Source organism: Pseudomonas qingdaonensis, from assembly GCF_018398475.1.
GTDB lineage: Bacteria > Pseudomonadota > Gammaproteobacteria > Pseudomonadales > Pseudomonadaceae > Aquipseudomonas > Aquipseudomonas palmensis.
Window position 1 is genome coordinate 2,055,549 of sequence record NZ_CP074676.1, and the last position, 13,493, is coordinate 2,069,041.

The 13,493-nt window shown below is 63.2% G+C and carries 14 protein-coding genes; 10 read left to right on the forward strand and 4 right to left on the reverse strand.

The window, feature by feature from the left end; genetic code table 11:
• Nucleotides 1-283: 283 nt before the first annotated feature.
• The 3 genes from brnQ to KH389_RS09360 all read left to right on the forward strand — a co-directional run bounded on the left by brnQ (nucleotide 284) and on the right by KH389_RS09360 (nucleotide 2,914).
• Nucleotides 284-1,597, forward strand: a complete 1,314-nt coding sequence (gene brnQ, locus KH389_RS09350; protein ID WP_043863133.1) for a branched-chain amino acid transport system II carrier protein — start codon at nucleotides 284-286, stop codon at nucleotides 1,595-1,597.
• Nucleotides 1,598-1,775: 178 nt separating this feature from the next.
• A complete protein-coding gene (locus tag KH389_RS09355; protein WP_054915669.1) occupies nucleotides 1,776-2,516 on the forward strand; it encodes a DUF599 domain-containing protein in 741 nt (246 codons plus the stop codon).
• Entirely contained in the window at nucleotides 2,513-2,914 is a 402-nt protein-coding gene (locus KH389_RS09360) for an MAPEG family protein (protein WP_054915670.1), read from the forward strand. Before KH389_RS09355 ends, KH389_RS09360 begins: the two co-directional genes overlap by 4 nt.
• Before the next feature lie 49 nt (nucleotides 2,915-2,963).
• Here the strand turns inward: KH389_RS09360 and KH389_RS09365 are convergent, their stop codons facing one another.
• On the reverse strand, nucleotides 2,964-3,245 hold the full coding sequence (locus KH389_RS09365; RefSeq protein ID WP_043863130.1) for a hypothetical protein: 282 nt from the start codon (nucleotides 3,243-3,245) through the stop codon (nucleotides 2,964-2,966).
• A 177-nt stretch (nucleotides 3,246-3,422) separates the two neighbouring features.
• Between KH389_RS09365 and KH389_RS09370 the strand changes: the two genes are divergently transcribed.
• From KH389_RS09370 to KH389_RS09385, 4 genes are all read left to right on the forward strand, one after another.
• Nucleotides 3,423-3,881 carry a PaaI family thioesterase gene (locus KH389_RS09370; RefSeq protein ID WP_078480455.1) on the forward strand — a complete coding sequence of 153 codons (459 nt, stop codon included), beginning with the start codon at nucleotides 3,423-3,425 and terminating at the stop codon, nucleotides 3,879-3,881.
• Entirely contained in the window at nucleotides 3,878-4,339 is a 462-nt protein-coding gene (locus KH389_RS09375; RefSeq protein ID WP_213607254.1) for a PaaI family thioesterase, read from the forward strand. Before KH389_RS09370 ends, KH389_RS09375 begins: the two co-directional genes overlap by 4 nt.
• Before the next feature lie 109 nt (nucleotides 4,340-4,448).
• Nucleotides 4,449-6,353 carry a molecular chaperone HtpG gene (gene htpG, locus KH389_RS09380; protein WP_054915672.1) on the forward strand — a complete coding sequence of 635 codons (1,905 nt, stop codon included), beginning with the start codon at nucleotides 4,449-4,451 and terminating at the stop codon, nucleotides 6,351-6,353.
• A gap of 56 nt (nucleotides 6,354-6,409) precedes the next feature.
• Nucleotides 6,410-7,135: a dienelactone hydrolase family protein gene (locus KH389_RS09385; RefSeq protein WP_116053355.1), complete on the forward strand. Its 726-nt coding sequence runs from the start codon at nucleotides 6,410-6,412 to the stop codon at nucleotides 7,133-7,135.
• A gap of 60 nt (nucleotides 7,136-7,195) precedes the next feature.
• Here the strand turns inward: KH389_RS09385 and KH389_RS09390 are convergent, their stop codons facing one another.
• The gene (locus KH389_RS09390) at nucleotides 7,196-8,056 is read right to left on the reverse strand and encodes a pirin family protein (protein WP_213607255.1); all 861 of its coding nucleotides are present in this window, start codon (nucleotides 8,054-8,056) and stop codon (nucleotides 7,196-7,198) included.
• A 113-nt stretch (nucleotides 8,057-8,169) separates the two neighbouring features.
• On the opposite strand from KH389_RS09390, the gene KH389_RS09395 reads away from it, so the two are divergent.
• From KH389_RS09395 to KH389_RS09405, 3 genes are all read left to right on the forward strand, one after another.
• Nucleotides 8,170-9,174 (forward strand): amidohydrolase family protein, encoded by a 1,005-nt coding sequence (locus KH389_RS09395; protein ID WP_104572267.1) that lies wholly within the window; start codon nucleotides 8,170-8,172, stop codon nucleotides 9,172-9,174.
• 60 nt (nucleotides 9,175-9,234) lie between these two features.
• The gene (locus tag KH389_RS09400) at nucleotides 9,235-9,699 is read left to right on the forward strand and encodes a DUF3859 domain-containing protein (RefSeq protein WP_078480459.1); all 465 of its coding nucleotides are present in this window, start codon (nucleotides 9,235-9,237) and stop codon (nucleotides 9,697-9,699) included.
• A 140-nt stretch (nucleotides 9,700-9,839) separates the two neighbouring features.
• Nucleotides 9,840-11,465, forward strand: coding sequence for a methyl-accepting chemotaxis protein (locus KH389_RS09405; RefSeq protein WP_123752250.1), 1,626 nt, complete (start codon nucleotides 9,840-9,842; stop codon nucleotides 11,463-11,465).
• 141 nt (nucleotides 11,466-11,606) lie between these two features.
• Here KH389_RS09405 and fabB read toward each other — a convergent pair whose 3' ends face one another.
• Together fabB and fabA are read right to left on the reverse strand one after the other, a co-directional pair.
• A complete protein-coding gene (gene fabB, locus KH389_RS09410) occupies nucleotides 11,607-12,827 on the reverse strand; it encodes a beta-ketoacyl-ACP synthase I (protein ID WP_054915677.1) in 1,221 nt (406 codons plus the stop codon).
• An 11-nt stretch (nucleotides 12,828-12,838) separates the two neighbouring features.
• On the reverse strand, nucleotides 12,839-13,354 hold the full coding sequence (gene fabA, locus KH389_RS09415) for a 3-hydroxyacyl-[acyl-carrier-protein] dehydratase FabA (protein ID WP_043863120.1): 516 nt from the start codon (nucleotides 13,352-13,354) through the stop codon (nucleotides 12,839-12,841).
• Nucleotides 13,355-13,493 lie beyond the last annotated feature (139 nt).

The following is a 13,493-nucleotide window of genomic DNA, read 5'->3' on the forward strand; positions in this document are numbered from 1 at the left end:
ACGCTGCCCTCTGTAGGAGCCGGCCTTGCCGGCGAAGCAGACAGCGCGTTCTTGCATAAAAGTCGGTCATCCACGCGACATGCATATTCGCTCATCGGACAAGCACCCCTCTGGCAGTGCGTTTTGCGGCCAGATTCGTTAACCTGTGCCCTCATTTTGTGCCAGCACCCCAAAAGGGAGCTACACGCTAAACGGGTCTGCTCCATCCGGGCAGGCAGCATTTCCCTCACCCAAGGGGAAGTCCCTCTCTAAATCCCGATTTCAGAAGTGTGGTATTTCCTTAATGAAAGTCTTGAAAGGCCAGGACATCCTGGCGCTTGGTTTTATGACGTTCGCGTTATTCGTGGGCGCAGGCAACATCATTTTCCCGCCTATCGTCGGCCTGCAATCGGGCCCCTACGTCTGGTTGGCCGCCCTGGGCTTTCTGGTCACTGCCGTGGGCCTGCCCGTGATCACCGTGGTGGCACTGGCCAAGGTCGGTGGCGGCATGGACGCGCTGAGCAGCCCGATCGGCAAGGTGGCCGGTGGCCTGCTGGCGGCTGCCGCGTACCTGGCCGTAGGCCCGCTGTTCGCCACCCCGCGTACCGCGACCGTGTCCTTCGAGGTAGGTGTGGCACCGCTGACCGGCGAGAGCCCGACCGCGTTGTTCATCTATAGCCTGGTGTACTTTGCCGTGGTGCTGGCCGTGTCCATGTACCCGGGCAAGCTGCTCGATACTGTCGGGCGCTTCCTGGCCCCGCTGAAGATCATCGCGCTGGCCGCGCTGGGCATCGCCGCGTTCATGCTGCCGGCCGGCACCATGGGGGTGGCGCAACCTGAATATGTCGCCGCGCCGTTCTCCCAGGGCTTCATCAATGGCTACCTGACCATGGATACCCTGGGCGCGCTGGTGTTCGGTATCGTCATCGTCAACGCGATCCGCTCGCGTGGCGTCGACTCGCCGCAACTGATCACCCGCTATGCCATCATCGCCGGCCTGATTGCCGGTGTCGGCCTGGCGCTGGTGTACATCAGCCTGTTCCGCCTGGGTGCGGGCAGCCACGAGATCGCCGCCGGTGCGAGCAATGGCGCGGCGGTGCTGCATGCCTATGTACAGCACACTTTCGGTTCGCTGGGCAGTGGCTTCCTGGCTGTACTGATCGCGCTGGCCTGCCTGGTCACCGCCGTGGGCCTGACCTGCGCCTGCGCCGAGTACTTCAGCCAGGTACTGCCGTTGTCGTACCGTATGCTGGTGGTGCTGCTGGCCGGCTTCTCGCTGGTGGTGTCGAACCTGGGCCTGACCAAGCTGATCGCGTTCTCGATCCCGGTGCTCACGGCAATCTACCCGCCCTGCATCGTGCTGGTGGCGCTGAGTTTCTGCGGCAACCTGTGGAACTCCCAGACCCGCATCATGGCCCCGGTCATGGCGGTGTCGCTGCTGTTCGGCGTGATCGACGCGCTCAAGGGCGCCAACCTCGCTGGCTGGCTGCCGGAGTCGCTGGCGCACCTGCCGCTGAGCGAGCAGGGCCTGGCCTGGCTGGTGCCTTCGGTGGCGATGCTGGCTGTTGCCGTGGTGCTTGACCGCATGCTCGGCAAGCCGCGCGAAGCGGTCGCCTGAGTGTCGGCCGCGGCAGGCGAGGGCCACAAGCCATGATCGCCTGCCGGGCCAGCCTCTGAAGAGCCCCGCATCCATTCGGATGCGGGGCTTTTTCGTCTCGGGGCCACGTGTCTTTTTGCCGCTGGCAGCGTCGAAAGGCGGACAATGCACCATCCTGTGCCATTTCTTCGGGAGCGCCATGAGCTTCATCCAGAACAACCTGATCAACCTGTTTGCCGCCTGCTGGTTCGTTGCCTGCTGGGGCGGCTACACCCGCTACGCCAGCTGGAAGGCCCGTGATACCGCCTGCCTGGCCAGCGTCATGCACCTGTACCGCGAGGACTGGATGCGCCGCATGCTGCTGCGCGACAACCGCATCGCCGACGCCAGCGTGATCGGCAACCTGGAGCGCAACGCATCGTTCTTCGCCTCCAGCACCCTGATCATCCTGGCCGGTATCCTCACCGTGCTGGGCGCCTCGGACCGTGCCTGGTCGCTGCTGGCCGACCTGCCGCTGGTACAGCAGACATCCCAGGGCATGTCCGAAATCAAACTGTTATGCCTGGCGATGGTGTTCGTGTACGCCTTCTTCACCTTCAGCTGGTGCATGCGCCAGTACAACTTCGCCGCCGTGCTGGTGGGCTCGGCACCGATGATCGGCGAGCGTCAGGTCAGCGAGCAGGAGCGCAAGGCCTTCGCTCTGCGCGGGGCGCGGGTTATCTCGCTGGCGGCCAACCAGTTCAACTTCGGGCTGCGCTCGTACTATTTCGGCATGGCCTTGCTCAGCTGGTTCATCAGCCCCTGGCTGCTGGTGCTGATGAGCACCGGGGTAGTACTGGTGCTGTACCGCCGCGAGTTTCATTCCGACGTGCTCGACGTGATGGTCTATACCCCTACAGAGGCGCCATTGCCTGAGCCGAACAAGGAACCGGTCGCATGAGTATTCCGTTCTGGTGTGTGTTGATCAGCGCACTGCTGATCTATGTGGCGCGGGTGCCGGTGGCGCGTGCGATGAAGCAACAGGGCAGCTACGACAACCACCTGCCGCGCAGCCAGCAGGCGCAACTGACCGGCATGGGCGCCCGGGCGGTGGCGGCGCACCAGAACAGTTTCGAAGCATTCATGTTGTTCGCCGTAGGTGTATTGATGGCGCACACCACCCAGACCCAGGGTTTTCTGATCGATACCCTGGCGATCATCTTCGTGATCGCGCGGATCATCTACCTGCCGCTGTATTGGTATGACTTTGCGTGGCAGCGCAGCCTGGTCTGGTCGATCGGGCTGATCTGTTCATTGTTGCTGATGCTCAGCCCGACCTTTCGCCAACTTCTGGCCTGACATGAAAAAACCCGACCTGAGTCGGGTTTTTTCATTAAAGCGCAGTTGCTTACTTGGCAGGTTCTGCCGGGGCGGCTTCTGGTGCTGGCGTCACAGGAGCGGCCTGGTTGTTTTCTTCTGCACGCTTTTGTTCGGCTTCAGCACTGTCTTTGGCGGCTTCGGCGTTTTCTTTGGCGGCGTCGTTCATCTTATCCTGAGCGTCGTCCATTTTCTTCTGGGCTTGCTCGGCATGTTCTTGAGCGTCCTGGGCTTTGTTTTCGCTGGCTTTATCGCAAGCAGCGAGGCCCAGGGCGGCGGCCAGCATAACGGCAAAGGCAATGGGTTTACGCATGGGGTGTTTCTCCTTGTGGAATAGAGTTGCTTGAATTATCTGAGTTCAAGTAAGCGACATAAGTTCCGCGTCGTTTGCACATATATAAGTGCCGGATCCATATAGACTTTCCCTCAGGCTTATGCAGCACCTGAGTTATTGCACAAGGAGCTGACCGTGAATGAACCGTCACCGTTGATGGCCCAGGCCGAACGTTTTCTTTCAGCGCTGCGCCATTGCCAGTTGTTGAAGATGCGCGTAGAGCGCGCCGATGCCGACGGCATCACGCTGTGCCTGCCGTACTCGCCGCAGATCGTGGGTAACCCGCAGAGCGGCGCGATCCATGGCGGTGCAATCACCACGCTGATGGACACTGCGCTGGGCATGGCCACCCTGTGCGCCCTGGCCGAGTTCGAGGTGTGCCCGACCCTGGACCTGCGCATCGACTACATGCACCCGGGGCAGGCCGACAAGGCGGTGTATGGCCAGGCGCAGTGCTACCGGGTCACCCGCGATGTGATCTTCATCCGCGGCTGCGCCTACCAGGACGACCCCGGCGAGCCGATTGCCCAGGTGGTGGGCACCTACATGCGCCTGGGCAAGGACATCAAGGGCGGCCTGGGCTTTGGCCGGCAGCTCAAGGCGGTGGCGCAATGATTCCCGCGGACGTGCATGCACAGCTGCGCCAGGCGCATGCCCAGGGCAACTACGCGCCATTGCTGCAACTGATCCCCTACGCCAGCCTGATCGGCATCCAGTGCTGCCGTGACGGCGACGACCTGCTGTTCTGCCTGCCGGCCAGTGCCGACAATATCGGCAACCCGTTGCTGCCGGCGATTCATGGGGGGGTGATCGCCGGGTTCATGGAACTGTCGGCGGCGCTGTACCTGCTGATTTTCAGCGAAAGCGCGAGCATTCCCAGGATCATCGACTTTTCCATCGATTACCTGCGCGCCGGCCTGTACCGCGATACCTATGCGCGGTGCCAGCTGTGGCGCCAGGGCCGGCGGGTGACCAACGTCGCGATCACCGCCTGGCAGGGCGACCCGGACCAGCCCATCGCCACGGCCCGTGCGCATTTCAAGATCAAAGAACTGCCCGTGCCCTTGAAATAGATATGCCAGCCCCCATCTGCTGTTCATCCCGCCACGAAAGGCCGGACGCTGCCCCGCGGGGGCCGTCGGCCCGAGTGACTACTGCCATCAGATCGGAGTGTTGAAGACCATGAGTGTGGAAACTCAAAAAGAAACCCTGGGCTTCCAGACCGAGGTGAAGCAGCTGCTGCACCTCATGATCCATTCGCTGTACTCGAACAAGGAAATCTTCCTTCGCGAATTGATTTCCAACGCCTCCGACGCCGTCGACAAACTGCGCTTCGAAGCCCTGGCCAAGCCCGAGCTGCTCGAGGGCGGCAGCGACCTGAAGATTCGCGTGAGCTTCGACAAGGCGGCCAACACCGTCACCCTGGAAGACAACGGCATCGGCATGAACCGCGATGACGTGATCACCCACCTGGGCACCATCGCCAAGTCCGGCACTGCCGACTTCATGAAGAACCTCACCGGTGACCAGAAGAAAGACTCGCACCTGATCGGCCAGTTCGGTGTGGGCTTCTACTCGGCGTTCATCGTCGCCGACCAGGTCGATGTCTACAGCCGCCGCGCCGGTACTCCGGCGAGCGAGGGCGTGCACTGGTCGTCCAAGGGCGAGGGCGAGTTCGAAGTCGCCACCGTGGACAAGGCCGAGCGCGGTACGCGCATCGTGCTGCACCTGAAAAAAGGTGAAGACGAATTCGCCGATGGCTGGCGCCTGCGCAACATCATCAAGAAGTACTCCGACCATATCGCCCTGCCGATCGAACTGCCCAAGGAAGCGACTGCCGCCGAAGGCGAAGAGCAGCCGGCCGTGGAGTGGGAAACCGTCAACCGTGCCAGCGCGCTGTGGACCCGTCCGCGTACCGAGATCAAGGACGAGGAATACCAGGAGTTCTACAAGCACATCGGCCACGATTTCGAAAACCCGCTGGCCTGGAGCCACAACAAGGTCGAAGGCAAGCTGGAGTACACCTCGCTGCTGTACGTGCCGGCCCGTGCGCCGTTCGACCTGTACCAGCGTGAAGCGCCACGCGGCCTGAAGCTGTACGTGCAGCGCGTGTTCGTGATGGACCAGGCCGAATCGTTCCTGCCCTTGTACCTGCGCTTCATCAAGGGTGTGGTCGACTCCAACGACCTGTCGCTGAACGTGTCGCGCGAGATTCTGCAGAAAGACCCGATCATCGATTCGATGAAGTCGGCGCTGACCAAGCGCGTGCTGGACATGCTCGAGAAGCTGGCCAAGAACGAGCCTGAGCAGTACAAGGGCTTCTGGAAGAACTTTGGCCAGGTGCTCAAGGAAGGCCCGGCGGAAGACTTCGCCAACAAGGAGAAGATCGCCGGCCTGCTGCGCTTTGCCTCCACCCATGACGACAGCGGCGAGCAGAGCGTGTCCCTGGCCGACTACCTGGCACGTGCCAAGGAAGGTCAGGACAAGATCTATTTCCTCACCGGCGAGTCCTACGCGCAGGTACGCAACAGCCCGCACCTGGAAGTCTTCCGCAAGAAAGGCATCGAAGTGCTGCTGCTGACCGACCGCATCGACGAGTGGCTGATGAGCTACCTGAGCGAGTTCGACGGCAAGGGCTTCGTCGACGTCGCCCGTGGCGACCTGGACCTGGGCAAGCTGGACTCCGAGGAGGACAAGAAGGCTCAGGAAGAAGTGGCCAAGGACAAGGAAGGCCTGGTCGAGCGTCTGAAAGCCGCGCTGGGCGATACCGTCAGCGAAGTGCGCGTGTCGCACCGCCTGACCGATTCGCCGGCGATCCTGGCCATCGGTGAACAGGACATGGGCCTGCAGATGCGCCAGATCCTCGAAGCCAGCGGGCAGAAGGTGCCGGACTCCAAGCCGATCTTCGAATTCAACCCGGGTCACCCGCTGATCGAGAAGCTGGACAACGAGCAGAGCGAAGACCGTTTCGCCGACTTCTCGCATATCCTCTTCGATCAGGCCGCCCTGGCGGCGGGCGACAGCCTCAAGGATCCGGCGGCGTATGTGCGTCGACTGAACAAGCTGCTGGTCGAACTGTCGGCGTAAGCAGTTGCAGGAAAGCCCGCTTCGGCGGGCTTTTTTCATTGTGCAAGGAGGGGTTCATGAGCAACGTGACGATCGAGTCGCTGGTGTACAAGCTTGACGGCAAGGTGTACGAAAGCCGCCTGGTGTATACCCACGGCGCCAAGGAACAGCCGGGCCTGGTGATGGCGCCGAACTGGATGGGCATCGGCGAGGGCGCCGAGCGCATTGCCAGGGAGGTGGCGGCCCAGGGCTATGTGGTGCTGCTGGCTGACCTGTATGGGCAGACGCTGCGCCCATCCAACATGGATGAAGCGGGGGCGGCGATGATGCCGCTGAAAAATGATCGGGTCGAGCTGCGCAAACGCATGAAGGCGGCGCTGGATCAGTTGCTGGGGCAATCGAAGGCAGTGCTTGCGCCGGGCAAGCTGGCCACCTTCGGCTTCTGCTTCGGCGGTTGCTGCGCACTGGAGCTGGCCCGTGAAGACCAGCGTCTGCGCGCTGCGGTGTCGTTCCACGGTACGCTGGACACGCCGCTGCCGGCCCAGGAGGGCAAGGTGTCGGCAGCGTTGCTGGTGTTGCACGGTGCAGCCGACCCGCTCGTGCCGCGCGAGCAACTGCCTGCCTTCGAGGCCGAGATGGATGCGGCCAAGGCTGACTGGCAGCTGGTGAGCTACGGAGGCGCGGTGCATTCGTTCACCGACCCCGCAGCGAACGTGCCAGGCAAGATGAAGTACGACGCCAGGACGTCCAAGCGCGCGTTCCAGGCGATGCACAACCTGCTGCGGGAAGTGTTCCAGGCCTGATGGCCTCTTCGCTGGCAAGCCCGCTCCTGCCTCTGCAGGAGCCGGCCTTGCCGGCGAATCTCAAGGCAACTCGATTCGCCCGATCTCGCCCGGTACCACCGGCCAATCCCCGGCCGCCCAGCGTGCCCGTGCCTGCTCGATCAGCGCCGGGTCACTGGCGACGAAGTTCCAGTTCATCCGCCGCGGCCCGTCCAGTGCGTCGCCGCCAATGATCACCAGGTGGCATTCGCTGTCGGCGTACAGGCTCATCGCTTCGCCTTCGGGCAGCACCACCAGGCTGCACGGCTCCAGTGGCTGATCGTCAAGGCTCGCCTCACCGTCGAGTACATAAACCGCCCGTTCAGCGTGTTCGGCGGGAATCAGCAGCGTGCTCGCCGCCTGCATGCGCACCTCGGCATACAGGGTCGCTGACAACACCGGCACTGGCGAGGTCAGGCAAAACCCCGTGCCCGCGATCATGCGGATACTCACCCCCAGCGCATCGCTGCTCGGCAAGCTGGCCGCCGGGTGATGGCTGTAGTGTCCCGGCCCCTGTTCGTGATCCTTTGGCGAGGCCAGCCACACCTGCAGCCCGTGCAGGCGCTTGGGCTGACCCAGCAGCTCCGGCGGGGTGCGCTCGATATGCGCCACGGCGCTGCCGGCGGTCATCCAGCTCACCTCGCCGGCCCCCACGCGCTGATCCGAGCCCAGGCTGTCCTTGTGCTGCAACTGGCCTTCGAACAGGTAGGTGAGGGTGGACAGGCCGATGTGCGGGTGCTGGCGAATGTCCATGCCACGCCCGGGCGGGTAGTCGGTCGCCAGCATGTGATCGAAGAACACGAACGGCCCGACGCTGCGCCGCCGTGCCGAAGGCAGCGGGCGCAGGATGGGTTGGCCTTCGACGGATTCGGCGCGCGGGCGGATTACCAGGGGAGGGTTCATCAGGGGCACCAGGGCGATGGAAATAATTGGAAGCATAACCTGCCCGGTGCCCGGGCTGAACCGTTGCGCCCGGCGGCAGGTCTACCCTGGGTCAATTGCACAAGGGGATTGCGATGTGGGCCAGGACGCTGGGGTGCCTGTTGCTGTCGGTGACGCTGTCGGGCATGGCCCAGGCGCGGGAGTACCGCTACAGCGACGCGCACCTGCATTATGTCGATTTCTTTCAGGAAAGCGCCGGCATGGACGAGTTGCTCAAGGCCATGGATGCGGCGCGTATCGATCAGTCGATGATCTCGGGTGTGGCGGTGGCCAAGAAATGGCATGAAGACGAGCCCAAGCGCCCGCGCTACTACGCCGGCGATGATGCCGCAGCCTACTGGTACAGCGCCACCGACATCTATGTGGCAGCGGCGCTGCAACAGTTGCCCGAGCAGCAGCGCCAGCGCTTTCACCCGTTTCTGACCGGCTTCAACCCGGTGGACAAGAACGCGGCCACCCATATCGAGCGTATGCTCGAGCTGTTTCCCGGCCTGTGGCAGGGCATCGGAGAAGTATTCACCCGCCACGACGACCTGACGGCGTTGACCAGCGGCGACACGCCACGGGCCAACAACGAGGCGCTGGGCCTCATCTATCAGCTGGCGGCCAGGCACGACATGCCGGTGCTGATCCACTCCAACATCACCTCCAAGCGCGAACGCAACCCGCTGTACCTGGAAGAGATCGAGCAGCCCCTGCGCGAGCACCCCGATACCCGTTTCATCTGGGCCCACGCCGGCACCAGCATGGAGATTCACCGCCACCAGACCCAGCTGGACTTTCTGCTGCCGACCCTGACGCGCATGCTCGAGCGTTATTCGAACCTGTACATCGACCTGTCGTGGAGCGTGCTCGAACCCTACCTGCTGGACGACAAGGGCGTGCCACGGCCCGAATGGGTTGCGCTGGTGGAGCGCTTCCCCGAGCGTTTCATGCTCGGTTCCGATGTGGTCGGCCGCTTCGCCAGCCTGGGCGAGCAACTGCACGGGTTCGACCGGTTCCTGGATGCCTTGCCCGAGGCCGTGGCGCACAAGGTGGCCAAGGACAACTTTCTCGCGGTACTGCCCAGGTCACGCTGATGTCATCAGCCTGTCATGCAAGCCCCATAGCCTGCCGCCATCAACCTGATGGAGAGCAGTATGTCGAAGAGTCGTTTGGGCGCCCTGGCCGCGCTGATGCTGGTGAGTGCGGTGGCCGGTGCAGAGGTGCGGGTGCAGGGGCCGGTGGAGTACGGCGTGTTCCAGACCCGCCACCAGGACTTCCAGCCCGGTGAACGGGTATTGACCCAGACCAGCCAGACCCTGGAGCACACCGACCGAGTGCCGGCCCGTCTTGGCAGCAAATTCGGCCTGCGCTATCGCCTTGAAGGCAAGGTGGCCGAAGACACGCCCCTGACGCTGCTGTACCTGACCCCCGGGGTGATCACCCCCGACGGCCAGCGCCATGACAAGTTCGAGGTGGTGCAGAAGCTGGTACCGGGGGCCGCGCAGGATGTCATGGCCTATGAATTTACCGAGCACCACGAAGTGGTACCGGGCCAGTGGCACTTCATGGTGTTCCAGGGGGACCGCCTGCTGGCCGAGCAGCGCTTCATCGTGCAATGAGGCATGCGCCGCCTGCGCTCGCAATGACAAGGCGTTTTGATATCACTTTTTCGTCTTACGCAAAAATCTCAAGGGCCGATACCTTCTAATAAGCACGTCAGCTGCATGACCGATGCAGCGCTTTTGGAGGGAACCGGAAGATGAGCTTGAGACGTTTGAACATTGCGCCGCGGGCAGGTCTGGGGTTTGGTCTGGTAGCGTTGCTGGTGTTTGCATTGGGGGCCTTCTCGCTCCTGCAGATGAGCAGCATGCGCCAGCAGTCCGAACAGGTCGACAGCAACTGGCTGCCCAGTGTGATCTCGGTGGGGCAGATCAGCCAGGACATGTTCCGGATACGGGCACTGACCCTGCGCCTGCTGCTCAACAGCGACAACGCCGCGCAGCAGCAGACCCATTCACGCATCGAGCAGATCAAGGGCGAGCTGGGCAAGGAACAGCAACGCTACCAGGCCCTGATTGCATTGCCCGAGGAGCAGGCGCTGTTCGACCGCTACCTCAAGCTCGAGCAGCAGTACCTGGGCTATCAGGCACGGGTAGTGCAGATGGCCCTGCAGGGCCAGACAACGGAGGCGGTGGCGCTGGTCAACGGTGAGATGAACCAGCTGGCCGATCAGCTCACCACCACCCTCAACGAGCTGATCGCCCTCAACAACCATCACGCCAACATGGCCACCGAGCTTGCCGGCACGGTGTATGAGCGTGCCCGCGTGTGGGTGGTCGGCCTGCTGGTGGCCGCACTGGTGCTCACCGTTGTGCTGGCGCTGACCTTGACCCGCAGTATCGTGCGCCCGCTGGCGCAATCGCTGCAGGTGGCCGAGGTGGTCGCCACCGGCGACCTGACCCCGCAGATCAACGTGGAGGGCAGTGACGAGCCGGCGCGCTTGCAGGCGGCCCTCAAGCAGATGCAGCAGAGCCTGCGCGATACCATCGGGCGTATTTCCGATTCGTCCAACCAGCTGGCCTCGGCGTCCGAAGAGCTCAGCGCAGTGACCGAGGACGCTACCCGCGGCCTGCACCAGCAGACCCAGGAAATCGAGCAGGCCGCCACCGCCGTGAACCAGATGACCGCCGCGGTGGAAGAGGTGGCGAGCAATGCGGTGGCCACCTCCCAGGCCTCGACCGAGTCCGATCGCATTGCCCGTCAGGGGCGCGAGCAGGTGCGCCTCACGGTAGCGTCGATCGAGGCGCTGGCCGATGGCGTTACCGCCAATGCCGCGGAAGTCGGGCAGTTGGCCGAGCAGGTGCACGGCATCACCAAGGTGCTGGATGTGATCGGTTCGATCGCCGAGCAGACCAACCTGCTGGCCCTGAACGCGGCCATCGAGGCGGCGCGGGCGGGGGATGCCGGGCGCGGTTTTGCAGTGGTGGCCGACGAGGTACGGGCACTGGCTCATCGTACCCAGCAGTCGACACGGGAAATCGAACAGATGATCGGTGGCATCCAGGAGGGTACCGACCGGGCGGTGGAGGGCATGCAGCAGACCAACCAGCGTGCCCAGGGCACCCTGGATGGCGCGCATGCGGCGGGTACGGCGCTGGAAGAGATTGCCACGGCCATCAGCCTGATCAACGAGCGCAACCTGGTGATCGCCAGTGCGTCCGAACAGCAGGCACAGGTGGCGCGGGAGGTGGACCGCAACCTGACCAACATCCGCGACCTGGCGCTGCAGAGCTCGGCGGGGGCCAACCAGACCAGCGCGGCGAGCCAGGCGTTGTCGCAGCTGGCCATCGAGCTCAATACGCTGGTGGGCAGGTTTTCGGTGTAACGCCTTTGGCCGGCAAGGCCGGCCCCTACAGGCATCGCGTGCCCTGCAGGAGCCGGCCTTGCCGGCCAATTGCCCCGAAAGCCGCAAACAAAAACGCCCCGAACCAGTCGGGGCGTTTCTACAGCAGGGGCGAGCCCTTGCTTACTTGCCAGCCCAGCGCTTGAGCACCAGGGTGGCATTGGTGCCGCCGAAACCGAAGCTGTTGCTCATCACGGTGTCGATCTTGGCATTTTCGCGGGTTTCGCGCAGAACTGGCAGGTCGGCCACTTCCGGGTCCAGCTCGTCGATGTTGGCGGAGCCGGCAATGAAGTTGCCTTCCATCATCAGCATGCAGTAGATCGCCTCGTGAACGCCGGCAGCGCCCAGCGAGTGGCCCGACAGGCTCTTGGTGGAGCTGATGGCCGGGGCCTTGTCGCCGAACACTTCACGCACACCCTTCATTTCGGCAACGTCACCGACCGGGGTCGAGGTGCCGTGGGTGTTCAGGTAGTCGATCGGGGTGTCGACGGTGGACAGCGCCTGCTGCATGCAGCGGATCGCGCCTTCGCCACTTGGGGCAACCATGTCGTAACCGTCGGAGGTCGCGCCGTAGCCAACGATTTCGGCGTAGATCTTCGCGCCACGGGCCAGAGCGTGCTCCAGCTCCTCGACCACTACCATGCCGCCACCGCCGGCGATGACGAAACCGTCACGGTCGGCATCGTAGGCGCGCGAGGCTTTTTCCGGGGTGTCGTTGCGCTTGCTGGACAGTGCGCCCATGGCGTCGAACAGGAACGACTGGCTCCAGTGCTCTTCTTCACCGCCACCGGCGAACACCACGTCCTGCTTGCCCATCTGGATCTGTTCCATCGCGGTACCGATGCAGTGCGCGCTGGTGGCGCACGCCGAGGCGATGGAGTAGTTCAGGCCCTTGATCTTGAACGGGGTGGCCAGGCACGCCGACACGGTGCTGCTCATGGTGCGGGTAACGCGGTATGGGCCGACGCGCTTGACGCCTTTTTCGCGCAGGATGTCCAGCGCTTCCATCTGGTTCAGGGTCGAGGCGCCGCCGGAACCGGCGATCAGACCGGTGCGCGGGTTGGACACCTGCTCTTCGCTCAGGCCCGAGTCCTTGATCGCGTCCTGCATCGCCAGGTAGGCGTAGGCGGCTGCGTGGCCGACGAAGCGATAGACCTTGCGGTCGATCAGCTCTTCGAGGTTGAGGTCGATGGAACCGGAAACCTGGCTGCGCAGCCCCATTTCCTTGTATTCCGGGTTGAAACGGATGCCCGGACGGCTTTTACGCAGGTTTTCGGAGACGGTCTCTTTGTCATTGCCCAGGCACGATACGATGCCCAGACCTGTGATTACGACGCGGCGCATGCGAATAACCCTTAGAAATTTTCAGTGGAGGTAAATACACCGACCCGAAGGCCTTCGGCGGTGTAGATCTCGCGGCCGTCGACGCTGACCGAGCCATCGGCGATGGCCATGTTCAGCTTGCCTTTCAGGACGCGCTTGATGTGGATGTTATAGGTGACTTTCTTGGCGGTCGGCAGTACCTGACCGAAGAACTTCACTTCGCCCGAACCCAGGGCCCGGCCACGGCCTGGCAGGCCTTGCCAGCCCAGGAAGAATCCGACCAGCTGCCACATGGCATCCAGGCCCAGGCAGCCTGGCATCACCGGGTCGCCTTCGAAATGGCAGGCGAAGAACCACAGGTCTGGACTGATATCCAGCTCGGCGACCAACTCACCTTTGCCGTACTTGCCACCCTCTTGGCTGATGTGCGTGATGCGATCCACCATCAGCATGTTAGGGGCGGGCAGTTGCGCGTTACCTGGGCCGAACAGCTCACCGCGACTGCAGCGCAGCAGGTCTTCCCGGGTAAAGGCGTTTTGTTTGGTCATGCGAGCTCCTCAATAGTCACCGTGCGGCACGGGGTAGATCTTCCCGACCGACCCAAAAGCCTCAGGCTTGGGGCGGCAGCCTACACATAGACTATTGCGTTGTAGTGAAAGTCACAGCACAGGGGACGAAGATGTACAC